This window comes from Urechidicola sp. KH5 (genome assembly GCF_054661455.1).
Genome location: NZ_BAAFSW010000002.1, coordinates 324,268 through 349,705, shown reverse-complemented (window position 1 = coordinate 349,705; position 25,438 = coordinate 324,268). Strand labels below are relative to the sequence as shown.

Sequence of the window (25,438 nt, the reverse complement as noted above, 5' to 3'; positions counted from 1 at the left end):
AGGTGACTGATTTTATATAATTAAAGTCTACAAGAACTAAAACCATCAATTTCATCATGATATGAAGCCCAAAAAGAGACTCATTTTTACAATTGGAATCATAAGGCTTAATAAAACAATTTCTTAGTTCATAAAATTTTCAAAATAACGGTATCTTTAAGCTATCTAAAATAAATACTCCATGAAATGGTTCTATAACAACTGGCACAAAGCAACGTTGGCATTGGCTCTAATTACAACAGCGGTCTTGTTGGTTTTTGGTGTAGAAAAAAATACGGCCGTTTTTCTTATTTGGTTGCAAACGGTAGTTTATTTCTTGCATCAATTTGAAGAGTATATATTACCTGGTGGATTTTTAGCATTCTTTAACACCAAAGTATTGGGCTCTCAACAATCTGATACACCTCTAGACAAGAAAGCTGCTTTTTGGATCAATGTGCCTATTATTTTTATCGCGTTTCCAATTTCAGCTTATTTTGCGAGTAGTATTGCCATTGGTATTGGATTATGGACTGCCTATTTTTCTGTCATTAATGCACTATCACATGTTGGTATGGCATTCCGGTTTAAATACAATCCAGGGTTAGTGGTAAGTCTATTATTAAACATACCTGTAGGACTTTATGCCATTTTTTACCTGACTACAAAAAACTTCGTTTCTTTAAAAGAAAATTTACTTGGTTTAGGTATTGGGTTAGCGATACAATTAAGTTTAATGATATATGGGTTTCTAATTCTAAAACCGCGAACAACAGAAAGTTCTTAGTACATAACTTTTGAGAAATTGTAATCATGTCACAACCCATCCAAATAAAACGACGGTTGGGTAGCAAAAATAATGGCATCTTTGTAATAAATCAGACTTTTACTCTTGTAAATACATTTCAACATGAACAGCAATAAAAAACGCATTCTAAGAATTTTATTATTTGTAGGTACCGTTATATCGCTCTATTTCGTTCCGTGGCTACTGGTAAAAGCATGGATATTACCTTTACCAAATACAGTTCAAGAACAAGCTGAACAAGCCATAAATCATGGTTTTGAAGGTATGATTGTTTATGTAGATCAAACAGGTAAAGCACCTCAGCAATATGCGGCAGGATGGTTTAATCGAGAAACCAAAACACCTGCCAAACCTGATGCCTTGTTTAAAATTGCAAGTATTAGTAAGCTATTTGACGCCGTGGCTGTCACTAAATTGGTGGGCGACGGAAAACTATCGTTAGACAAAACGGTGGCTGATTATTTACCTGAACTAAAAGGTCGTATTGAAAATGCTGATAAAATTACATTGCGATTGCTTATTCAGCATAGGAGTGGTATTCCCAATTTTACAGATGCTCCAAATTTTTGGGCTGCCCCAACGGAATCTTATGAAGAAAGTCTTGCCTTAATTTTAGATAAACCCGCCAATTTTGACCCTGGTGAAGACTACGAATACTGCAACACAAATTACCTTCTGCTCAACAAGATTATGGATGATGTATTGGGCTACAACAACTTTCAATTTATTCAAGAAGAAATTTTAGATCCGCTACAACTCAACAATACATATAGCTCACTTAGCGAGGTAAATATAGATGATGTTATGAGTGGTTACCACGTGGGTTATCCTGATGATTTAAAAAGTAACGATTACGGCATGCATGCAACTGCAGCAGATGTAGCAACCTTTTTAAGAGCCTTAATAGAGGGTACACTGTTTGAAGATGGCGAACAAGAAATTTATGCTTCTGTTTACGAATACGAACACGGGGGTTGGGTACCAGGATATCAAAGTTTTGCCAATTACGATAAAGACTTAGATGCGGTTGTGATCTCATTTTACAGTACTACAGACCCTAAATTGTACAACTGGAATCTTTCTGAAATTATCAATAGCAGAATTTTTAAAATTCTCAGCAAACAATAAAAAATATTTTTCTTTGTACTATTAAACCAACAGAAATCATTACAGTCTAAGAAGCTAAACATAATTATGAATAAAACCCTATTAACACTTACAGCCTTTATCTTTATTTGTTTTTCATGTGAACAAGACGATGATATTCCAATTTACGAAGTAGATGGTTACAACATGCTTCTTATAGGAAATAGTTTTTTTAAACCATACGCTCAAAAACTAGATGAGTTGGCAATTGATGCTGGATTTACAAACCATAACAGTACACTTATTACGCGTGGAGGAGATAATGGTAGACCCATTAATTTTTGGAACGATTCAGACAGTCCTGAACATCAAGAAATCAAAGCTACACTCGACCAAGGTAACATTGAAATATTTGGAATGACTGCTGGTCATGAACCAGAAGACCCTGTAGAGGGCCATCGCGAATGGATAGCATATGCCATACAAAACAATCCAAATATTGCAATTTTTATTGCCATTCCTCAAATTGATTTTCCAGCAGATTGGGAACAAAGAGCACAAGAGTATGAATTTGATTCAATAGAAGAACTTTATAACTATTTTGTAAATGATCTTGTAAACCACACAATGGTAGAGCAATTACGCACAGAATTTCCAAACACCAATATTTTCACTATTCCAACGGGTTGGGCTGGTAAATTTTTAGCTCAAATGAAACAAGATAATTTACTGCAAGATGAGATTACAATGTTTGGCCCCAAACCAACTTCAATCTTTACAGATACAAAAGGACATCAAGGGCAAATTGTGATAGAAACTGGATCTCTTGTTTGGTTGAGCAGTATTTATAATGTTGATTTAAGCACTCATAATTACAATACTGGATTCAATACTGATTTGCATGAACTTGCAAAACAAATAGTGGATGACCATGACCCAAACTATACGTTCTAAGCAGATAGCATTAGATCGCAGACTTTAAAACTATGCTCTTTTTACCGATAATTTGTATCTTTTAATCGTCAATCGATTAAACATAATTATGGCGAAAAAAGAAAAACTAAGTAGGATCAATTTATACGATAAGTTTAATGCCACTTTTGTAAGTCTCATTACTCCTGAAATGTCGTCATTAAATGCAATAAGAAAGCAGAATTCTTATAGGCGACAACCAACCATAGAACAACCTTATCATATGCCTTTGGAATTCCAAACGATTAATAAGGTTTCTGTAAGAATGGCCAAATCTGATGTGATAGATGCTACTAAAAAAACGATTATTTTATTATCAGCTTTTCCTCATACCATTGTTGCCTATTCGCCTATTTGGGAAGCATTAAAAAGAGAATATAATTTATTCACCTACGATTTGCCTGGTTTTGGTGCAAGTGCTACAAAGACTTCCTATATGTCTTTTAAATTTCAAGGTGATTTTCTACATTCTTTTATCAATCATTTTAAGATAGAGAATGCGCATATAGTTGCTCCAGATGTTGGTATGGCAGCAGCTTTGTCTTATGTAATTAATTATAAAAGCAGCATTAAATCTTTAATGATAGGTGATGGACCTGCTGCGCTACCAACTATTGAACCTAGTATTATGAAAAAAATGGTGCATTCCGGATTTTGGCGAACGCTCTTTGTTATAGCAGGAAGTGGCGCACTGATAGAATCTGCCAAAAACTTAGGAAATGTTCAATACGTGCCGAATAAATTCGAAATATCTGATTACAAAAAATCTCATAAAGGCAAAGTAGCCAATTGCATGAAATGGTTTAAAACGTATCCTGATGCTATAAAAGAAATAGATAAAAACTTAGAAAATATATACATCCCTACTAAGATTTTTTGGGGTGAACACGAAGCCATCTTAGATAAACAAAACGGTATTAATCTCAATAATAAAATGCCCAACAGTGAATTAGAAATATTTGAAAATTGTGGGCATTTTGTCTATCAAGATGACTATCCAAGATTCATTAAGTTAATTAAAACTTGGGTTGAAAAATATGATTAAACTCTTTTAAGATAATAAGAACTCAACTTTATGTAAAAAACAATATTAAGAAGTGAAAAAACATTTTGTAAAACAAAGCAAAACTCGACAGGACCTCAATTAACCTGATTATTTTCAACGTTTCTAGATTGTAATTAAACCTTTCTGTCAAATCTAAGTCCAACATTCAAATAAACTTAAATAATTGTAATTTGAATAAAATAGCTTATTTCACCGTTTTCGCAGTTCTATTTTTTACAGCTTGTAGTGAAGATGAACCTGTGACCCCAGAAAATGATACTCCAATCGTGAAGGCAGCACCTTCATATGATGTTTTAGTAGATGAAAATATTACCTATGCAGAAGGACTTAGCCACACTAATTCAAGTGTAAATTCTTCTCCTATCTCTTTATTATTAGATGTATACTACCCAGACAATATGGTGGCAAACAGACCAGTCTTTATGTTTATACATGGTGGCGGATTTAATGGAGGAACAAAGACAAAACCAGAAATTGTTGAAATGGCACATTACTATGCTTCGAGAGGATGGGTGTTTGTTTCTGTAGATTATAGAACCTCAGAAGAATTGGGAAATATACAAGGTTTTACAGAAGCGCAAGTATTAGCATACTACAAAGGTATAGCTCCACAAGAATGGATTGAGAATGCCTTACAAGAAGTACAATCAATAGATCAATTGAAACAGGCCATTGCCATGTATCTAGCGCAAAGAGATACAAAAGCAGCACTGCGTTATCTTATGGCAAATAAAACCATGTACAATATTAACGACGCCTATATTACTGTAGGAGGTGCCTCAGCAGGAGCAATAACAACCATTGCTTTAGGAATATCTAATCAGGAAGATTTTAGAGATGAAATTGCTTTGTCAGAAGACCCAACACTAGAAACAACAAACCTAAACGAAACTTACACAGTTAAAAGTATGGTTTATTTTTGGGGATCAAACATAAAATTAGATGTATTTGAGGCAGTGTATGAGTTAAATAGGTACGATAGCAATGATCCAGAATTATTTATGGCACATGGAGATCAATTTGATCCTGTAACACCATATGAAGAAGCACTAGAATTACAGAATATCTATAACTCTTTAGACATATATAGCAACCTAGTAACATTAGAAGGTTATGGCCATGGAGCTTGGAATGCAACAGTAGAAGGAAAAGGCCTTTTTGAATTATCTTTTGATTTTCTAGTTGAGAGACAGCAATTGCTGCTAGAATAAAATCTACTCCAAAAAACATGACTTACAAATTGAGTCAAAAACAAAAGTCCACAATGCACCTTTTAAAAATCAAAAAAGCCAGCTTAAAGCTGGCTTTTTAATTTCTATAGTTATAGAATTAATTATTCTTTAACCACTTTCTTTTCAATGTGCACTTCTACTTTATCGCCATCTTTAACTTCGCCTTCTAAAGCATCTATTTGTGCATCTATTTCTTCTTGAGTTCCTTCAATATCTGTAGAAACTTCAATAGTTTCACCATCTTTTTCAGAGATAATAGTAATCGTTCCTTTTAATACCTCATTTTGGTCTGCATGTACCTCAACTTTAACTTCTTTTTCAACTTCATGAGCTGTATGCTCTTCCATAGAATGTCCACCTAAAATTGGTGCTATTACCAAACCTACCAAACAGGTTAACTTAATTAAAATGTTCATAGATGGCCCAGAAGTATCTTTAAAAGGATCACCAACGGTATCACCAGTTACCGCAGCTTTGTGCGCTTCAGATCCTTTAAAAGTCATTTCTCCATCAATCTCTACACCTGCTTCAAAAGACTTTTTAGCGTTGTCCCAAGCACCACCAGCATTGTTCTGGAAAATCGCCCACATTACACCACTAACACATACACCTGCCATATAACCTCCTAAAGGCTCTGCACCAAATGCCAACCCAATAATAATTGGTGTGATAATAGTAATCAATCCGGGAATCAACATTTCTTTTAAGGCTGCTTTGGTAGAAATATCTACACATTTTGCATATTCTGGAGTACCCGTTCCTTCCATAATACCAGGAATCTCTTTAAACTGACGACGCACTTCTTGCACCATTTCCATTGCTGCTTTCCCAACAGACTTCATAGCCAATGCAGAGAAAACAACCGGAATCATACCACCTACAAATAACATGGCCAATACATCGGCTTTAAAGATGTTAATCCCGTCAATACCTGTAAAGGTTACATAAGCTGCAAATAAAGCTAAAGCTGTTAATGCTGCAGAGGCAATGGCAAATCCTTTACCTACTGCTGCTGTTGTATTACCAACAGAATCTAAAATATCTGTACGCTCTCTTACGTGACTTTCTAACTCACTCATTTCTGCAACACCACCAGCGTTATCGGCAATTGGACCGAAAGCATCAATAGCCAACTGCATTGCTGTTGTAGCCATCATAGCAGAAGCTGCCAATGCAACTCCGTAGAATCCTGCTAATTCATACGAACCAAAAATGGCCGCAGCAAATAAGATTACAGATAAGAACGTAGAGTTCATACCCACAGCTAAACCTGCAATAATGTTGGTTGCAGCACCCGTACTTGAATTTTGTACTATATCTAATACTGGTTTTTTACCTAGTGATGTATAGTAAGCTGTTACCATAGAAATTAATGCTCCAACCGCTAAACCAATACAAGCCGAATAAAACACATTCATAGAAGAAACTTCAATATAACCTTCTCCAAAGAATTTCATATTCATCGTTTCTGGTAACATCCAAGTGATTAAGAAATAACTCGCTGCTAAAGTAATACCAATAGACACCCAGTTCCCTAAATCTAATGCAGATTGTACTTGTGCTTCTTTAGCATCGTTGTTTTTAATTTTCACCAAGAAGGTACCAATAATAGACGCTAAGATTCCAACCCCTGCAATTACCAATGGCAATAAGATTGGACCCATGTTATTAAACGCATCGCTGTACGAACCAGCAACGTCTGTCATATCTTTAATCACGTAGTTACCCAATACCATAGCTGCCAATACAGTTGCTACGTATGAACCAAATAAATCGGCTCCCATACCAGCAACATCTCCTACGTTATCTCCAACGTTATCTGCAATTGTTGCAGGGTTACGTGGATCGTCTTCAGGAATACCTGCTTCTACCTTACCTACTAAATCCGCACCTACATCGGCCGCTTTGGTATAGATACCACCACCAACACGAGCGAACAAAGCAATAGACTCAGCACCTAAAGAGAAACCAGCTAAGGCCTCTAGCACTACAGTCATATCATTATAAAAATTACCTCCGTCGGTCACAAACTGACCAACAAAAAATAAGAAGATTAAACTTAATCCTAAAACTGCTAAACCTGCAACTCCAAGTCCCATTACAGTACCACCTCCAAAAGAAACTTTTAAAGCTTGTGGCAAGCTTGTTTTAGCAGCTTCTGCTGTTCTTGCATTTGCATCGGTTGCAATACGCATACCAATATTACCCGCTGAGGCAGAGAACACTGCTCCAAATATAAATGCTGGTACAATCATCCAGCTTGTAGTTTCTACAATAGAAGAAACCACATATAATAACACAGCGGCTATAATGGCAAAAATGAGTAATAATCTGTATTCTGCATTTAAGAACGCTAAGGCTCCATCTTTAATACTTTTAGAGATGGTTTGCATGCGCTCGTTTCCGGCTGCCTGTTTTTTTACCCATGCCATTTTAGCGAACATAAAAATGAGCCCCAAAATTGACAATGCAATTGGTACATAAATAATGTTAGATTCCATATGTTATTCTATTAGTTAAATTATTTGACCAACAAATGTAGCAAAATAGCCGAGAATAAAAAACCTCCTAAAAACATGGTTCTTAGGAGGTTTAATTTTATGTAAAATAAAGGCGCTTAAATGGTAAAATTACCTTTTGTTTTATGGTCGCTATCTTCGTAACGTTTGATACATTTTTCTAAGATATCTAAAGCTTCTTGAACGTCTCCCCATCCACCTACATCTACTTTCTTCTCTTCTAGATCTTTATACACTTGAAAGAAGTGCTCAATCTCTTTTAATCTGTGTGGATTTAATTCAGAAATGTCGTTTTTCTTGCTCCAAATTGGGTCTGATACTGGAACACATACTAGTTTTTCATCTGGACCTTTCTCATCTGTCATATGAAACACGCCAATTGGTCTTACTTCCATAACACACATTGGAAATGTTGGCTCATGCATTAATACCAATACATCTAATGGATCTCCATCTAAGGCCAAGGTTTCAGGAATAAACCCGTAATCTCCAGGATACATCATTGAAGAAAACAACATACGGTCAAAACGAATTTTCTTTAAATCGAAATCGTACTCATATTTATTTCTACTTCCCTTAGGAATTTCTATCAACACATCAACGGTCTTGTTCTTACTAATCGTCATAATCATCTAAAAATTAGGTGGGCAAAAGTAGTGATAATCACTTGTTATGACAAGTGTTTTCTAAAAATAAAACCCAAAAGAACCTCTAATTCCAAAGTTTCGTGCATCGGGTAAGGTGCGGTAACTACCACGCCATATAAAATCAAGTCTAAATACTTTAAAAATATTGCCGATACCAGCACTGTATTCGTAGTAAATATCTTCTGGAGCGAGGTATTCTACATCTGAGGCATTAATAGCTTTATTATCATCTGAAATTTGACCCCATACTCCTTTTATACCAACAATCTCTCGTAAATTCAATTTTCTTAAAAGCGGCACTCTAGATAAAAAACGACCATTAAAGTGATGTTCTAAATGTAAAGAAGCGTGCGTGTCTGTTACAAATTCATAATAATTTAACAATGAGTAGGTGTTGTCTGCCAAGAAATAGGTTTGGTTACCAGGTACCACGCTCAATAAACCAAGTGAAACAGGATCAAATATTTTTCCTGCTTCAAAAGTTACAAAGGTGCGACCAAATCCGCCTACTAAAAATGGCTGACGATAATACAATTGCACTCTATTGTAATCAAAATCGCTATCAAAAGGCCCCTTAATACCACGTTGGTAATTCAAGAAAATAGTAGCGTAATCTTGATTAACATCATTGCGTTCTACACCATACCCAATTGTTTGGCGTTTAGGTGTTAAACGCAACGTAAAATCTAAAGTATATTGAGTTAACTCAGATTGTATCTCGCCATCATCATTTATAAAATCTAGATTAAAGTTTGGCGATGCCGATTTTAATGTTCTATAAGATGATCCTACTCTAAAGGCAACATTCTTTTTGGGCTCCATAGATACGAATCCGTTGGTCAAATTAATAGATGATAATTGGTCTGTAACCCCCGTAGTAAAGAAGGCAGACGAAGCAAAGCTTCTACCCAACACATCATTGGTAGATGTAAGACTCACACCAATTTGTTCGATATCTCGTTTGGTACCAACACTCAAAATGACTCGTTTCTTAGGCTCTACCATCCACTTAGCCGAAACCCCATATTTAAACTGATTGTCTTTAGTACCATAAGCTCCATAAGCTTGAACACGCCAAGGTTCGTTACCACCCAAATACGTTCGTCCACCTACTCTAAATCGCAAGCCTTCTACATCATTCGTTCCTATTATAGAATATATTGAACCTAAATCAAAGTTATTTACCTCTATATAACCAGAACCTAAAATAGTGACCAAATTTGTCAAGCGTTTAAATTTAGGAACAGTAGCCAAGGTATCTAACATCTCATAAATTCCCTCTTGATCTTCAGACAGTTTTTCTTGCCGATTTTCTTCCCAATATTCGTCGGGCTTTACATAAATTGCTTCTTCGTATTTATTGGACTCTTCTTTGTAAAACTCTTCACCTTTATCAATATTAAACTGGTAATTCTGGTACATAGTTGTTCTATGCCCATACATACCTTTGTTCTTTTCCTTTTTACCAAAGCTAAAATCAGAGAGCATATAATCACGCTTTAATAAAAACACAGAATCGTTTAATACTTCAAACTCTTGTTCAATATAAATATCTTTAATCCAATTGATGTTTGCACTCTTACTAGCATGCATGTTTATTTCTTTAATGGCAAAGGTTTTATCGTTCACCCAGAAATCTCCTTTAAAGGTCAATTCGTTCTTTCTACGAGGATAGTACACAATATTATAGCACCATTTATCTTCTATATAAGCGCTATCTGCCAACACATAATTGTAGCTAATCGGACCGGTTTTAGAAAGTGGACTCACAAAACTCTTGTCAAAAATCTTGATGTAGTTATTGTAAATATTGTAATCTACATACAAGTCTTTTACATATGCAATGACATGCTGATTGGTTTCGAAACCAGAATTTTTATTCGCTACTAGATCTTCGCGTTTTTTATTTGTAACATTATTACCAAAGGTATTATAAATTGCTTCATTTATAAATATTGGTAAATAGGCTTTACCTGTAATTCGAGAAGTATCTACATTCTCAAAAATAAACTCCATGCCTCTAAACAGCTTTCGACTCTTAGTAACACTATCCACATTGTTCAAATCAAACTGGAGTTTTTCGTATTTTTCGTATTGATATTGATCAAAAAGATAGGTGCCATTTTGCCTCTTACGAGCCCAAATCTTTTCGAGAATAGCAATCGCAGGATTCCCTTTATTTTTTACTTTACCAGAATATACAACTACTTCCTTCAGCTCGCTTGCTGCTTCGTTTAAAATAATCCTTAAATCTAAATCACGAGATTTAATCTTTAGCTGCTTCGTTTCATATCCTAAAAATGAAACTTCTATGGTGGTATAATTACCATCGTGTTCTAAATAAAACCTTCCATTTTCGTCAGATACGGTTCCTACGGTAGAGTTTAAAAATACTACTGTGGCAAAAGGTATCGGTTCATCCTTAGAGTCTACCACTACGCCACCCACTCTTGTTTGAGAAAACAAAAGAGTTGTAAATAGGAGTGCTATGGTAAGGGTTAGATATTTCATATAAATAAAAAACCTTTCAAATAGAGTATCTGAAAGGTTTTAAACGCTTTGAGATAGAGGTTTATTTTACGTACATCGCCTCTTTAACAGCTTTAATAACATCGTTAGCATTCGGCAACCACTCCTCTAACAATACAGGAGAGTACGGTGCTGGTGTGTCAGCTGTTGTTATTCTTTTAATAGGTGCATCTAAATGATCGAATATATTTTCTTGTACTTGATACGTAATTTCCGAAGATACACTACCAAATGGCCACGCTTCTTCTAAAATTACTAATCTATTTGTTTTCTTTACAGATTCAAAAATGGCATCGTGATCCATAGGACGTACCGTTCTTAAATCGATAATTTCAATTGAAATACCTTCTTTTTCGAGAGCCTCTGCTGCTTTGTGTGCCTCTTTAATAATTTTACCAAAAGAAACTACCGTTACATCCGTACCTTTTCTTTTAATATCAGCAACACCAATTGGCAATACATATTCACCTTCTGGCACTTCACCTTTATCACCATACATTTGCTCAGACTCCATAAATATAACTGGATCATCATCTCTAATAGCTGCTTTTAATAATCCTTTAGCATCATAAGGTGTAGAAGGAACAATAACTTTTAAACCTGGTGTGTTTGCAAACCAGTTTTCAAACGCTTGCGAGTGCGTAGCTCCTAACTGTCCCGCAGAAGCTGTAGGACCTCTAAATACGATAGGGCAGTTAAATTGACCACCACTCATCTGACGAATTTTAGCAGCATTATTAATAATCTGATCAATACCTACTAAAGAGAAGTTAAAAGTCATGTACTCTACAATTGGTCTATTACCATTCATGGCAGAACCTACCGCAATACCACCAAAACCAAGTTCAGCAATAGGAGCATCAATAACTCTTTTTGCACCAAACTCGTCTAACATTCCTTTAGAAGCTTTATACGCTCCGTTATATTCTGCAACCTCTTCTCCAACTAAGTAAATCGACTCGTCGCGACGCATTTCTTCACTCATTGCTTCGCAAATAGCTTCTCTAAATTGTATTGTCTTCATGTAGTGTCTAATTTTGAGTACGCAAAAATAAAAAAATTACCTCAAAATATATGTGCTTTTTTTACAATAAATGGTGCAGAACTAATATGTAGCCTATGAATCCATATTCATAATTATTTCAGCCATTTAACACATTGTATTCAAATAATAAATAGCGAAATTTGTAGCTTCTTAAAAGAGGCTCTTTTTTGTTGAAGAAATAAAAATTTAACAAATATTTTATTATGCATGCATAGTATTTTAGAAAAAAAGTACTAACTTCGTCACGAGCTTATAACTCTCAATTTTTTAAAAGATAGAAATATGAAAATATTAGTATGTATTAGTCATGTTCCAGACACGACATCTAAGATTAATTTTACTGATGGCGACACCAAATTTGATACGAATGGTGTTCAATTTGTGATCAATCCGTACGATGAATTTGCCCTTACAAGAGCCATGTGGTTTAAAGAGCAACAAGGTGCAAATGTAACTGTAGCAACTGTTGGAGATGCCTCTGTTGAACCTACTTTACGAAAAGCATTAGCTATAGGTGCAGACAATGCAGTGCGAGTAGATGCTGCACCATCTGATGGTTTTTTTGTAGCTAAACAATTGGCCAATGTAGTGCAAGAAGGAGGTTACGACCTTGTAATGTGCGGTAAAGAATCGATAGATTATAATGGTGGCATGGTACCAGGAATGCTGGCTACTTTATTAGATTGGAATTTTATCAACGCTTGTGTTGGTTTAGATATAGATGGTAATAGCGCTACGGGCGTTAGAGAAATTGATGGAGGTAAAGAAACTTTGACTTCTAACCTACCTTTGGTAATTGGTGGTCAGAAAGGTTTGGTAGAAGAGAAAGATCTTAAAATACCAAACATGCGTGGTATTATGATGGCACGTAAAAAACCTCTGCAGGTTGCAACGGCAGTTGCTTTTGACAATCCCACTGCTGCTTCAAAATTTGAAAAACCAGCCCCAAAAGCTGCTTGTAAAATGGTAGATGCTGCAAATATTGACGAGCTTGTTAATTTACTGCACAACGAAGCAAAAGTAATTTAATCCTAATTTTAAATTTAAATTCAAAAAATATGTCAGTTCTAGTATATGCCGAATCTGTAAATGGTGCTTTCAAAAAAGCAGCATTCGAAGCTACATCTTATGGTAAAAAAGTAGCTGAACAATTAAATACAAATCTCGTAGTGCTTACCATTAATGCAATTGATAGTAGTGAATTACAAGCGTATGGCGCTGCAGAAATTATTACTGTATCAAACGGTGAATTAGGCAACGATGCAAAGGGAATTGCAGGTGCTGTTAGCGCTGCTGCAAAAGCTCAAAACGCAGAAGTTGTTGTAATCGATTCAAGTGCAAATGGTTTGAGTATTGCACCTATGGTAGCTGTACAATTAGACGCTGGTTTAGCTTCTAACGTAGTAGAAGCCCCAAGCAGCACAGCTCCGTTTACTGTAAAGCGTAAGGCTTTTTCAAGCAAAGCTTTTAATCATACGACTATAAACTCTGCTATTAAAGTAATTGGTTTGGCTAAAAACTCTTTTGGCGTTCATGAAAACGCTGCCACAGCCAATATAAGTTCATTTGATGCTCCAGCAAACAATAGTAGCATTAGCTCTGTTTCTGTAGATCAAGCTTCTGGTAAAGTTGCCATTGCTGATGCAGAAATTGTGGTTTCTGCAGGTAGAGGGTTAAAAGGACCCGAAAACTGGGGAATGGTAGAAGACTTAGCAGATGTTTTAGGAGCCGCTACCGCTTGTTCTAAACCCGTAAGTGATTTGGGTTGGAGACCACATAGTGAGCACGTAGGACAAACAGGAAAGCCTGTTTCTTCTAACCTGTACATTGCAATTGGAATTTCTGGTGCCATTCAACATTTAGCGGGAATTAACGCCTCTAAAGTAAAAGTAGTTATCAACACAGATGCTGAGGCTCCATTCTTTAAAGCTGCAGATTACGGTATTGTTGGTGATGCTTTTGAAGTTGTGCCTGCATTAATAGATAAGTTAAAAAGTTTTAAAGCTGCACAATAATTCTGTGTAACCAAGTACACAAATTTTAGTAACTTGTGCCGCGAAAAGCTGTCTAATTATGGACTTCTTAAAAGTCTTGAATTAGACAGCTTTTTTTTATAACTTTAAACTGTAAACAACTTTAGATTGAGCTTAGTAAGATTAGATATAAAGGGCATTTCATACAGTCAAACCCAAAGTGGTGCGTATGCCTTAGTATTGAGTGAAGTTGATGGTTCAAGAACACTTCCTATAGTTATTGGAGCTTTTGAAGCCCAAAGTATTGCCATAGCGCTTGAAAAAGAAATCAAACCACCAAGACCCTTAACGCATGACTTATTTAAAAGTTTTGCTGATAGATTTCACATTGTTATAAAGCAAGTGATCATTCATAAATTAGTGGATGGTGTTTTTTATTCAAGTTTAATTTGTGAGCGAGATGGTATTGAAGAAATTATTGATACTCGAACTTCAGATGGAATTGCCTTAGCTACCAGATTCAACGCACCTATTTTCACCTATGAAAATATTTTAGACAAGGCCGGAGTTTACTTAAAATTAAAAGATGAAGAAATTGAAGACGAAAATATTGTTCTGGGTGATTTAATTACTGAACCTGTTGAAGAATCTTCTTACTCATCTGAAACTGTTGAAAATCTTCTCAAACAACTCGACGATGCCATTGCTAACGAAGACTACGAATTAGCAGCTCGTTTAAGAGATGAAATAAACAAACGAAACAAATAACCTTTCACTATGAATAAGAAATTGTTACTCTCTTTGGGTATGCTTTTTAGCTATGGTTTGACCCAAGCTCAAGAAGCGGGGAGCATTATACCAAGTCAAGGAGCAAGTTTAAGCTCGATTTTAAGAGGCGGTTTAGGAATGATTGTTTTAATAGCCATAGCTTATTTATTTAGCGCCAATAAAAAAGCAATCAATTGGAAAACTACTGTTATAGGCTTAGCATTACAATTAACTATTGCTATAGGTGTATTAAAAATACCTTTCATTCAAAGTGCCTTTGAAGGGGTTGGAAAAATATTTGTAAGTGTTTTAGAATTTACTAGAACTGGTAGTAAATTTCTTTTTGAAGGATTGGTAGATGACATGGATACTTTTGGTTACATATTTGCCTTTCAAGTATTGCCGACCATTCTATTCTTTTCTGCCTTAACATCTGTTTTATACTACCTAGGTGTAATTCAAAAAGTAGTAAAACTCATGGCAATGGGGCTTTCTAAAATTTTAAAAATATCTGGTGCGGAGAGTTTAAGTGTTGCAGGTAATATTTTCTTGGGACAAACAGAAGCTCCTTTATTGATAAAAGCATATTTAGAAAAGATGAATCGCTCAGAGATGCTATTGGTTATGATAGGTGGTATGGCAACCGTAGCTGGAGCAGTTTTGGCTGCTTATATTGGCTTTTTAGGAGGCGAAGACGAAGCACTTAGAATACTTTACGCAAAACACCTGCTAGCAGCCTCTGTAATGGCAGCACCAGGCGCTATAGTCATTTCAAAAATTCTATATCCACAAACAGAAGAAGTTAATACCGATGTAAATGTTTCTTCGGATAAAATCGGAACAAATATTTTAGATGCTATTTCTAACGGAACAACCGAAGGATTAAAATTAGCGGTTAATGTTGGTGCTATGTTATTGGTGTTTGTTGCTTTTATAGCTATGATAAACGGTATACTTGGTTGGATTGGCGACATCACAACCTTCAATAACTGGATGGCTACAAACACATCATATCCAGAATTGTCTTTAGAAGCAATTCTAGGTACTATTTTCGCTCCGTTAATGTGGTTAATAGGTGTTGCAAAAGAGGATATGATGATGATGGGACAACTATTAGGTATCAAATTAGCAGCAAGTGAGTTTATAGGATACATACAATTAGCAGAGCTAAAAGACGTTTCCAATGTTACTCATTTAAAATACAATAAGTCAATAATTATGGCTACCTATATGCTGTGTGGTTTTGCAAACTTTGCTTCTATTGGCATTCAAATTGGTGGAATAGGATCATTAGCTCCGGGACAACGCAAAACGTTATCAGAATTTGGTATGAAAGCCTTGATTGGAGGTACTATTGCTTCTTTAATTTCGGCAACTATTGCAGGAATGATTATTGGGTAAATTCTCAACTAAAGTTATGACCAATTAGTTGATAACTTTTTATATAAATAAGAAAAGCTTCGATTGAAATAATCGAAGCTTTTTTATTTTTACAGAGCACCTTTTTAGATTGCAGAAGTGTGTTCAAAATTTAATCCAATTACATGAAACAATATTTAGATTTAATCAAACACGTAAAAGAAAACGGGTTTGAAAAAACAGACAGAACAGGTACTGGTACACGCAGTGTTTTTGGCTATCAAATGCGATTTGATTTATCTGAGGGGTTCCCTATGGTAACCACTAAAAAATTGCATTTAAAATCTATAATTCATGAGTTGTTATGGTTTTTAAAAGGCGAAACTAATATCGCTTATTTACAGGAGCACAAGGTTAAAATTTGGGATGCATGGGCCGATAAAAATGGTGATTTAGGTCCGGTGTATGGGCACCAATGGCGTAATTGGAATAGCGATGGAATTGATCAAATTGCTGGTGTTATAGAGCAAATAAAAAACAACCCAGACAGTAGAAGACTTATTGTTTCTGCATGGAATCCTAGCGTATTGCCAGATACATCGGTTTCTTTTGCAGAAAATGTAGCCAATAACAAAGCTGCTTTACCTCCTTGTCATGCATTCTTTCAATTTTATGTTGCCGATGGCAAATTATCTTGTCAGCTGTACCAACGTAGTGCAGATATCTTTTTAGGCGTACCTTTCAATATTGCCTCTTATGCCTTATTAGTTTTAATGATGGCTCAGGTATGCAATTTAGAACCAGGTGATTTTGTACATACTTTTGGAGACGCTCATATATACAACAATCATCTCGAACAGATTAACCTACAACTATCAAGAGATCCGAGACCATTACCTCAAATGAAATTGAACTCTGAAATTAAAAGTATTTTTGATTTTACCTATGATGATTTTGAGTTGGTAAACTACAATCCACATCCACATATCAAAGGAGCCGTTTCCGTTTAATTTCGCAATAAGTTAGTATGGTAATTACAATAATTGCAGCAATAGCAGAAAACAATGCATTGGGTAAAGACAATGATTTAATTTGGCATTTACCTGCTGATTTAATTCGTTTTAAAAAAACAACTACAGGACATCATATTATTATGGGTAGAAACACCTATGAATCTATTGGCAAACCTTTGCCTAATAGAACAACAGTAATCATCACTAGAAATAAAAATTATACGGCAGAGGGCTGTGTAATTGTAAATTCTTTAGAAGCTGCTTTAGACGTGGCAAAAGCAGATGAAAGTCCGTTTATAATTGGAGGCGCTCAGATATATAAGCAAGCTCTTGATTTGGCAGATAGATTAGATATTACTGAAGTACATGAGACTTTTGAAGCGGATGCTTTCTTCCCCGAAATTAGAGATACTGAATGGGAAGAAGTATCAAGAATCAAATTTGAACCTGATGAAAAGAACAAACACCATTATAGTTTTGTACAATACAAAAAAAGAGGAGCATTATAAAATGCTCCTCTAATTGTTTATGTATTAAATTAAGTATTGTTATAAATTATTTTACAATTGTTTGATAGAATACTTCTCCGTTATGTCTCATTACTAATCCATAAGTTCCGGTTTCTAATTGAGAAATATCATACATTCTCCCTACGCTTAGCTCTCCAGAAATACTCTCTTTATATAATAAGTTATCTGCAGTATCAAATAAAGCAATTTCAAAATTATCTGTTTCGCTATTTAACAACTTGTTGATTGTAATTATATTATCAATCTGATTTACAGCTGGGTTATAAACCACTTTAGATTCTCCTAAAAAAACTTCTTGATCTACAATTGAAAACGCAGTTATATCTCTTTTAACATCTCCTTTAAAAGTAATTTCATAGGCTCCTTCTGCTAGATATTCAAAATTGAAATTTTTTGAATAAACACCATCATGAGCAACATCTGAATAAACTACTTCACCATAATTGTTGGTAATAATAATAGAAACTTTGTCATTAAAATTAGTAACTTTAAAGTTAACTAGAGTGTTCTCGATTTTAGAAATTTCTACTAATGTCCCAAAACTTTTTGCATTAACTTGTAACGATACAATTAACGCAATTACTACTGTTGAAATTTTAAATACTCTTTTCATAATAAATTCGATTTAACAATTATTTCTGAGACAAAATTATGGTGAGTTTAAAATTTAAAACACAGTATTTTTTTCAAATTTTTATGCTTTTTTAACACTGTTTGTATTTTAAAAGAATGATAAATGTTAATATAGAGTATTTTTTTGGCAAAAATCTACATAATTATGTACTAATAGTTAATTTAATACAGAAAAAGGTTGCTATAGTGTAGATACAAAAAAAGAGCTTTTCTAGGCCTATTAATTATTTCTTAAGAAAGTTTATGATTTTCAGTTTTCAAAAGTTTCGCTACTGTGTTTAGAAATCATACTATTCGTACCCTCTTCTAATTTTGAGAAATCAATTGACTATTACACAAAACGAACATGACTCCAAAAAAATAACTCTTCAATATATACACTCATTATCTAGCTTTCACATTTTTTTCGCACCTCAAGAGTTGAATCTAAAAGCCGTATTAGCTAAATTTATAGATTGGTTTTTATATACAATATTGCCACTTAAAACACCTTTTACTTAAACTATATGTTAATATAATATACTAAAAAGTGAATATTCAATATGAAGTGTTACGTGTTTTATGTAATTTTGCATTTTAAAAGGCAAACCCTATGAAAACGCCAAAACCAGCATTTGAAAAAATAAGTCCAGAATTTGGTAGTTCTTTACTTGTAAAGCAGCACAGTGAGCAGGTAGAAAATAATTTACCTTTTTGGCACTTTCACCCAGAATTAGAATTGGTATATGTAAATAAAGCAAAAGGAAAGCGCCATATTGGTAGCCACCTTTCGTATTTTAACAATAGTCAATTGATTTTAATTGGAGAAAATCTGCCACATAGCGGATTTACAGATAGATTCACTACAAGTGGTACTGAAACAATCGTTCAATTTGAAAAAGAGTTTTTAGGCGATGACTTTTTCAAAAAACCAGAAATGATTGCTATTCATACCTTGTTTGAACGCGCGAAGAAAGGAATTTTGTTTGGAATTGAGACGAAGCGTCGATTGGGTGATAAAATAGTTGCTCTAAATGAGACTTCAAATTTTGAACGTATCTTATTATTCCTTAAAATACTTAACGAATTAGCAAATACAGAGGATTACACCTTATTAAATGCAGATGGTTATGCTTTTGAAATTAAACCTCAAGATAATTTAAAGATTGAGGTAGTATTTAGTTATGTGCGCGAAAATTTTCAAAGGCCAATTCCATTAGAAGAAATTGCTGACAAGGTTAGTATGACAATTCCAGCATTTTGCCGATACTATAAAAAGGTAACTGGAAAAACCTTTACACAGTTTGTAAATGAATTTAGGGTAGTACATGCAACCAAATTATTAGCGGAAAGTCATTCTAGCATTACAGATGTTTGTTTTGAAAGTGGATTTAACAATTTCTCACATTTTAACAAATTATTCAAAAAATTTACAGGTAAGAGTCCATTAAAGTATAGAAACGAAATGAAACAATTGGTTATTCAAAAATAAAGTAACCAAAGTATTCTTTCACACATAGTATAGGCAGTGCCTAAAACAAAAAAAGAGGTCATATAAATATAGCCTCTTTTTTTAATTAACTTAACTAACTATGTATAAAGAACGTGTTGAAGTAGTAGTGATTGAATCAGATTCAATTCTTACTTATTGACACTACAAATATATGTTGGAAACATATTTTATAATACAAGTTATTTTTCAATTTTATATGCTATTTTAACACCATTAAAATTGCTTTGTTACTATAAGGTTAATTTAAAATAGTTCTAAGGTAAAATAAAACAAGTGATGATTAACGTTTTTTTAACAAAAACAACTATCTAATAACAATTTCATAAGGCATCAAGGCTTGAACTCCTTCTAATCGACTCATTTTCAAAACTTCATTGTATATTTCGTAATTTTGAACGCCCAACTCCTCTTTTAAAATTTCTTCTTTTGTTTTAACAAGTAAAAATCCGTCTAAGACGTCGTTGATAGTTTGGGTGTACCTCGGATATTCAGAAATGCGATAATCACCCTCTATTTCGGCCTGCAGTGCAGCAGCTTTAATAGCATCTTCAAGGCCTCCTAATTCATCTACTAGACCATTCTCTAAAGCTTCTTTACCAGTCCAAACTCTGCCTTGGGCAATACGATCTGCTTCTTCAATAGATATATCTCGACCTTCAGCCACAATTTCTAAAAATTGTTGATACACTCTTTCTACCCCTTCTTTTTGCTCTTCGTAAAAAGCCTCTGACATTGGTTCATAAAAACTGTATGAAATAGACTGTTTGTTTGTAGCAACTTGTTCTGCATTTATACCCAAATCACTTGCCAATCCACTCATATTAGGTATTGTACCAAATACACCAATAGACCCTGTAATAGTTGTAGGTTCTGCAAATATTTTGTCTGCCTTAGCAGAAATCCAATATCCCCCAGAAGCAGCTACATCACCCATAGAAACAACAAGTGGTTTTTCTTCTTTTAATAGATTTAATTCTTGTAAAATAATATCACCTGTAAGTGCTACGCCACCAGGAGAATTAACTCTGAGCACCACAGCTTTTACGCCTTTATTCTTTCGCAGGCTCTTAATGGCTTTTACCATACTTTCTTGCCCAATGTATTGCTCATTTCCTTTACCATAAAGCATTTCACCTTGAGCATAAATTACTGCAATAGTATTCTTAAACCCTTTTACCTCCATTACTCCTTTTCCAGATGATATATAATCCTCTATGGAAACAGTATTTATTTTATCTACTCCTGCCAGTTCTTTTAATTTGGTATTATAATCATCTTTATAAATCCCTCCATCAATCAATTTATTCTCTATTGCCAAATCAGAACTTCTACCAAGAAGTTCATCAGCAATTTGATTTAAATTCTCTTCAGAAAGTTCTCTGCTTTCACCAATATCTTTCAGAAAAGTAGCCCAAATTGAATTTAAAAAAGATGTAATCTGTTCGCGATTCGCTTCACTCATCTCGTTTTCTAAATAGCCTTCTACCGCACTCTTGTATTTACCATGTCTCACGACTTCCATCTTTACACCAAATTTTTCTTGAAAGTCTTTATAGAACATACGCTCTGTAGATAAGCCTCTAAAGTCTACACTACCAAAAGGTAATACATATACTTCATCTGCAACAGAACTTAAATAGTAATTTTTTTGGGTATACAAATCGGCATAAGCAGTTACAAATTTTCCAGACTCTTTAAACTCTTTAAGCTTTTTACGAATACTCTGCAATTGCGCAACTCCAGCATTTACAACTAAATTCTCAATGCTAATACCTTTAATTTTCGGATCTGTTTTAGCATTTTCAATTGCATTTAAAATATGGCTCATTTGCAACCTATCATCTTCAATTAATCCACTCATAGGATGGTTGTTTGCAGGAGCATAATCTTGTACACGTTTTTTTAAATTAATCTTTAAAACAGAATTTGATTTAACCACCACTTTTTCTGCATTACCAACTAAAGAAACAAACCCAATAAATAAGAGTATTACAACTACAAAAGCTATACCCGTGCCTAAACAGCTCGCTAAAAGATTTCTTAAAAATTTCACTGATTAAAATTGTTTATAAATTGACTGTCAAATATACGTTTTTATGAGGTACATTTATTTCCTTTGCATCACTCAATGAAAATTGTTAGAAACACATACATCTCGTTAGGAAGCAATCAGGGAGATAAGCTCCAAAACTTACAACAAGCTATTAATTTTCTTAGTGATTCAGTAGGTGCAGTTAAACGCATTTCGTCAGTTTACAAGACTGCGGCTTGGGGTTTTAATGCTGATGATTTTTTGAATTGTTGCATTGCGATATCAACCAATTTAAATCCTGAAGAATTATTACTACAATTACTTCAAATTGAACAAAAATTAGGGAGACAACGCAATAATTCTGATGAATATAAATCTCGTACTATTGACTTAGACGTATTACTTTTTGATGATGAAATAATTTTTTCACCCGATTTAAAAGTACCTCACCCTAGAATGTTAGAGAGAAAATTTGTGTTAGTACCTTTAACAGAAATTGCTCCAAATTTAAAGCATCCTATTGAAAAGCAAACTATTTTAATGTGTTTGCAAAAATGTGACGATCATTCTGACATCGAAAAAATTGAAGAACAACTCACAAGACCAATTCCGCTTTTTGAAAAGTATAATTACATCGCTATAGAGGGTAATATAGGTGCTGGTAAAACATCTCTTTCTAAAATGATTGGAGATGATTACAATGCGAAACTAGTTTTAGAACGATTTGCGGATAATCCATTTTTACCGAAGTACTACAAAGACATGGAGCGGTATGCATTTCCATTAGAGATGAGTTTTTTAGCAGATAGGTACAATCAGCTTTCAGATGATCTTGCTCAATTTGATTTATTCAAAAACTTTATTGTTTCAGATTATTACATCTTTAAATCATTAATTTTTGCGCAAGTTTCTCTTCACGCAGACGAATATGCCTTGTATCGAAAAATATTTGATGTAATGTACAAAGAAATTTCTAAGCCAGATGTGTATGTTTATTTGTACCAAAACACCAAACGACTATTAGAAAACATTAAAAAACGCGGTAGAGATTACGAACAAAATATTGAGTCTACTTATCTAGAAAAAATTCATGCAGGTTATTCTACGTTTATTAAATCGCAAGAAGATTTAAATGTATTAATTATAGATGTATCGGATCTCGATTTTGTAAATAAACCAGAAGATTACAAAAACATTATTAATAAAATCTCTGAATTTAAAGGCTAGTTTTCTACTTATGCAACTCTAGTTTTTCAGCAAAATAATCACAAAAGTCGCGCATGGTAGCACTCATTTTTTCATCTTGAGTTGCAGTCTCAAATGTATTAGCCATAGACACTAATGTTTGGTGGAAAAATTGTTTCATTTCATCTACAGGCATATCCTTTGTCCAAAGGTCTACTTTTAAAGTATCTTTTTTTTGAGAGTCCCAAACCGAAATTAATAAGGCTTTTGCCTCTGCATGAGTTATATTACCATCTTCTGCACTCCAAGACAATGCCTCTGGTATATTATTCTCGTCTAAACCTACAGTAAATTCTATTTTTGATTTCTTCTTTATTGCCATAATTCCTTCTGCCTATTTTGCAGGCTTGTATTTTGATTCTTTATATATTACTTCTGGTTTTAAAGCCAGCATATGCTCCAAACTAACCTCGTTATTTTGCATAAATGCACGCACAATTTGCCACCCCATCCAAATACCAATTTGTCCAGGTGAGTCTAAATCTGCCTCTTGATAAAACTTTGAAAAAGGTGCCGTATAAATAAAGCGTGCATTAAGATTGGTATCATTACTGTACAAATACTCTTTTTCTATAAAGTATTTCCAAACATTAATTTCGTTGTCTTTTGCCCAATTCCATTTAATATCTGTCCAGCCCATTAAAACAGCCTCAGAAACCTCTGGCAAATACTGATGCAGCAAATACATACGCTTACCTTCATATACCATTCTATTCAGAAAAAGTCTATCCGTGTTCTTAACATAATTAGCATCAATAATAGCGCTCGCTACATCTACTTGCAAACGCTCTTTTGTATAGTTGTTTGTTAAGTATTCTGGAAAGTCTCTATACACTTCATTATCTGAACCCAAATACATATCTAATGCCAAAAACAATAAACTATCTGCATACACAATCGGAAATTGATAATCTAAATTTGAAATATGCGTAATTACACTGGGCTCTTTGAAATTTGGGCTGTAATATTTGATGTGTTTAAAAAGTTGTTCTAACTGACTTTCGGTTTCATTAAAATCACTAAAAACAATTTGAGCATCTTTATATAGATACTGCTCTTCTTCATTAAAAACTTTTGCCATTAGTATTGTATCTGCAATCTGTTTAGGAAACATATATGGAAAATCAGCTTTTACTTGATTGTAGTTTGCAGTATCCATTTCGTAAAAAGCTTTATCGAATCTATTTACCTTTAAAGCTACCTCAACACCAGACACATCAACAATTTTCTTCATTTCAGGTTGACAAGCATAGAGCCCGCATAAAACAAGAAAAACTACCAATACTCTTTTCATATAATTAGTATCTTTACACATCAAAAATAACAACGTGCAAAAATACTAAATAGTTTAAAATGGATGCTGAAAAAATTATAAATCATATTGTTAATTGGTTAAAATCTTACGCTGAAAATGCTGGAGTAAATGGCTTTGTTATAGGTGTTTCTGGAGGAATTGATTCTGCTCTTACTTCAACACTTTGTGCAAAAACAGGGCTGGAAGTTTTATGCTTAGAAATGCCAATACACCAAGCCCCAAATCAGGTAAGTAGGGCTTTAAATCATATTAACTGGTTACAAGAAAATTTTAGCAATGTTCACATGAAACAAGTGCAGTTAACTCCTGTATTTGATAGTTTAGTTGCTGCTTTCCCTCAAGTGGAAAATGAGGAAGAACGATTTATGAGTTTGGCAAATACAAGAGCTCGTTTACGTATGACCTCTTTATACTATTTTGCTGCTTTACATGGTTATCTAGTTGCCGGTACTGGTAACAAAGTTGAAGATTTTGGTGTTGGTTTTTACACTAAATATGGAGATGGCGGTGTAGATTTAAGCCCAATTGCTGACTTGGTTAAAACCGAAGTATATGCGTTAGCAAACCATTTAGGTGTGCATCAAGAAATTCAAGATGCTCCTCCTACCGATGGGTTATGGGGGGATGACAGAACCGATGAAGATCAAATTGGAGCTTCTTACCCAGAATTAGAATGGGCTATGGCTATGGATGATGCTGGAAAAACTGCTGATGATTTTAATGGAAGGGAACAGGAAGTATTTGTAATATACAAAAGATTCAATACTGCAAATAAACATAAAATGGAGCCTATTCCAGTTTGTGAAATTCCAAATAATTTAAAAAGTTAGAATGTATTTAACATTATTCGCATTCGTTTTTTTAATCGCTGTTTACCCGCATTTGTAAATGCAAAAGGAATACTAATATATAGCTTTAATAATGTAATTCGCTTTTTAATAAAAATCATTATTTGGAGGTGTTTATTCGTCTATAGAACAATTCAAGGCATAAAATCCCTACCTTTACATAACAAGATTTAATAGAATAAATAGTATTAATTTCTTAAAAGCAGTCGTGCTTTTTTTATTAAACGTTGTTTTGATCCATTGGTAAATGCAAACGGCACATTTATCAATACAATCAAAACTTTTAAGTAATTGATTATTGATTTCATAACATAGCAATTTAAAGAATCCGCAGTGTAGTCTTTTTC

At 34.1% G+C, this 25,438-nt stretch carries 22 protein-coding genes; 14 read left to right on the top strand and 8 right to left on the bottom strand.

Features of this window, described 5'->3' with window-relative positions; genetic code table 11:
- Positions 1–181: 181 nt before the first annotated feature.
- From ACYQ5R_RS06135 to ACYQ5R_RS06115, 5 genes are all read left to right on the top strand, one after another.
- Positions 182–766 carry an HXXEE domain-containing protein gene (locus tag ACYQ5R_RS06135; RefSeq protein WP_460190040.1) on the top strand — a complete coding sequence of 195 codons (585 nt, stop codon included), beginning with the start codon at positions 182–184 and terminating at the stop codon, positions 764–766.
- Between the two features lie 123 nt (positions 767–889).
- Positions 890–1,915 (top strand): serine hydrolase domain-containing protein, encoded by a 1,026-nt coding sequence (locus ACYQ5R_RS06130; RefSeq protein ID WP_460190039.1) that lies wholly within the window; start codon positions 890–892, stop codon positions 1,913–1,915.
- 66 nt (positions 1,916–1,981) lie between these two features.
- The gene (locus tag ACYQ5R_RS06125) at positions 1,982–2,827 is read left to right on the top strand and encodes a hypothetical protein (protein ID WP_460190038.1); all 846 of its coding nucleotides are present in this window, start codon (positions 1,982–1,984) and stop codon (positions 2,825–2,827) included.
- Positions 2,828–2,915: 88 nt separating this feature from the next.
- The gene (locus ACYQ5R_RS06120) at positions 2,916–3,890 is read left to right on the top strand and encodes an alpha/beta fold hydrolase (protein ID WP_460190037.1); all 975 of its coding nucleotides are present in this window, start codon (positions 2,916–2,918) and stop codon (positions 3,888–3,890) included.
- A 191-nt stretch (positions 3,891–4,081) separates the two neighbouring features.
- A complete protein-coding gene (locus ACYQ5R_RS06115; RefSeq protein WP_460190036.1) occupies positions 4,082–5,122 on the top strand; it encodes a prolyl oligopeptidase family serine peptidase in 1,041 nt (346 codons plus the stop codon).
- A 122-nt stretch (positions 5,123–5,244) separates the two neighbouring features.
- Here the strand turns inward: ACYQ5R_RS06115 and ACYQ5R_RS06110 are convergent, their stop codons facing one another.
- From ACYQ5R_RS06110 to ACYQ5R_RS06095, 4 genes are all read right to left on the bottom strand, one after another.
- Positions 5,245–7,644 (bottom strand): sodium-translocating pyrophosphatase, encoded by a 2,400-nt coding sequence (locus tag ACYQ5R_RS06110; RefSeq protein WP_460190035.1) that lies wholly within the window; start codon positions 7,642–7,644, stop codon positions 5,245–5,247.
- A gap of 116 nt (positions 7,645–7,760) precedes the next feature.
- Positions 7,761–8,288 (bottom strand): inorganic diphosphatase, encoded by a 528-nt coding sequence (locus tag ACYQ5R_RS06105; protein WP_460190034.1) that lies wholly within the window; start codon positions 8,286–8,288, stop codon positions 7,761–7,763.
- A gap of 60 nt (positions 8,289–8,348) precedes the next feature.
- Positions 8,349–10,820: a DUF5686 and carboxypeptidase-like regulatory domain-containing protein gene (locus tag ACYQ5R_RS06100; protein WP_460190033.1), complete on the bottom strand. Its 2,472-nt coding sequence runs from the start codon at positions 10,818–10,820 to the stop codon at positions 8,349–8,351.
- A gap of 61 nt (positions 10,821–10,881) precedes the next feature.
- Positions 10,882–11,862, bottom strand: a complete 981-nt coding sequence (locus ACYQ5R_RS06095) for a pyruvate dehydrogenase complex E1 component subunit beta (protein ID WP_460190032.1) — start codon at positions 11,860–11,862, stop codon at positions 10,882–10,884.
- Positions 11,863–12,165: 303 nt separating this feature from the next.
- On the opposite strand from ACYQ5R_RS06095, the gene ACYQ5R_RS06090 reads away from it, so the two are divergent.
- The 6 genes from ACYQ5R_RS06090 (at position 12,166) to ACYQ5R_RS06065 (ending at position 17,505) form a co-directional block, all read left to right on the top strand.
- On the top strand, positions 12,166–12,912 hold the full coding sequence (locus ACYQ5R_RS06090; protein ID WP_460190031.1) for an electron transfer flavoprotein subunit beta/FixA family protein: 747 nt from the start codon (positions 12,166–12,168) through the stop codon (positions 12,910–12,912).
- 29 nt (positions 12,913–12,941) lie between these two features.
- Positions 12,942–13,898, top strand: a complete 957-nt coding sequence (locus ACYQ5R_RS06085; protein WP_460190030.1) for an electron transfer flavoprotein subunit alpha/FixB family protein — start codon at positions 12,942–12,944, stop codon at positions 13,896–13,898.
- Positions 13,899–14,024: 126 nt separating this feature from the next.
- Positions 14,025–14,624 carry a bifunctional nuclease family protein gene (locus ACYQ5R_RS06080; protein WP_460190029.1) on the top strand — a complete coding sequence of 200 codons (600 nt, stop codon included), beginning with the start codon at positions 14,025–14,027 and terminating at the stop codon, positions 14,622–14,624.
- 39 nt (positions 14,625–14,663) lie between these two features.
- On the top strand, positions 14,664–16,025 hold the full coding sequence (locus ACYQ5R_RS06075; protein ID WP_460190500.1) for a NupC/NupG family nucleoside CNT transporter: 1,362 nt from the start codon (positions 14,664–14,666) through the stop codon (positions 16,023–16,025).
- Positions 16,026–16,168: 143 nt separating this feature from the next.
- Positions 16,169–16,993 (top strand): thymidylate synthase, encoded by an 825-nt coding sequence (locus ACYQ5R_RS06070; protein WP_460190028.1) that lies wholly within the window; start codon positions 16,169–16,171, stop codon positions 16,991–16,993.
- A 17-nt stretch (positions 16,994–17,010) separates the two neighbouring features.
- The gene (locus ACYQ5R_RS06065) at positions 17,011–17,505 is read left to right on the top strand and encodes a dihydrofolate reductase (protein WP_460190027.1); all 495 of its coding nucleotides are present in this window, start codon (positions 17,011–17,013) and stop codon (positions 17,503–17,505) included.
- Positions 17,506–17,551: 46 nt separating this feature from the next.
- On the opposite strand, the gene ACYQ5R_RS06060 is transcribed toward ACYQ5R_RS06065, so the two are convergent.
- Positions 17,552–18,139: a hypothetical protein gene (locus tag ACYQ5R_RS06060; protein WP_460190026.1), complete on the bottom strand. Its 588-nt coding sequence runs from the start codon at positions 18,137–18,139 to the stop codon at positions 17,552–17,554.
- Positions 18,140–18,751: 612 nt separating this feature from the next.
- Between ACYQ5R_RS06060 and ACYQ5R_RS06055 the strand changes: the two genes are divergently transcribed.
- Positions 18,752–19,630, top strand: a complete 879-nt coding sequence (locus tag ACYQ5R_RS06055) for an AraC family transcriptional regulator (protein WP_460190025.1) — start codon at positions 18,752–18,754, stop codon at positions 19,628–19,630.
- A gap of 325 nt (positions 19,631–19,955) precedes the next feature.
- Here the strand turns inward: ACYQ5R_RS06055 and sppA are convergent, their stop codons facing one another.
- Positions 19,956–21,704: a signal peptide peptidase SppA gene (gene sppA, locus ACYQ5R_RS06050; RefSeq protein WP_460190024.1), complete on the bottom strand. Its 1,749-nt coding sequence runs from the start codon at positions 21,702–21,704 to the stop codon at positions 19,956–19,958.
- 75 nt (positions 21,705–21,779) lie between these two features.
- Here sppA and folK point away from each other — a divergent pair, with 75 nt between their 5' ends.
- A complete protein-coding gene (gene folK, locus ACYQ5R_RS06045; RefSeq protein ID WP_460190023.1) occupies positions 21,780–22,910 on the top strand; it encodes a 2-amino-4-hydroxy-6-hydroxymethyldihydropteridine diphosphokinase in 1,131 nt (376 codons plus the stop codon).
- A 4-nt stretch (positions 22,911–22,914) separates the two neighbouring features.
- Here the strand turns inward: folK and gldC are convergent, their stop codons facing one another.
- Together gldC and gldB are read right to left on the bottom strand one after the other, a co-directional pair.
- Entirely contained in the window at positions 22,915–23,250 is a 336-nt protein-coding gene (gene gldC, locus ACYQ5R_RS06040) for a gliding motility protein GldC (RefSeq protein WP_460190022.1), read from the bottom strand.
- Positions 23,251–23,262: 12 nt separating this feature from the next.
- Positions 23,263–24,222 (bottom strand): gliding motility lipoprotein GldB, encoded by a 960-nt coding sequence (gene gldB, locus ACYQ5R_RS06035; protein WP_460190021.1) that lies wholly within the window; start codon positions 24,220–24,222, stop codon positions 23,263–23,265.
- Positions 24,223–24,281: 59 nt separating this feature from the next.
- On the opposite strand from gldB, the gene nadE reads away from it, so the two are divergent.
- Complete coding sequence (nadE, locus tag ACYQ5R_RS06030; RefSeq protein ID WP_460190020.1) at positions 24,282–25,073, top strand: NAD(+) synthase; 792 nt, start codon at positions 24,282–24,284, stop codon at positions 25,071–25,073.
- Positions 25,074–25,438: the final 365 nt, after the last annotated feature.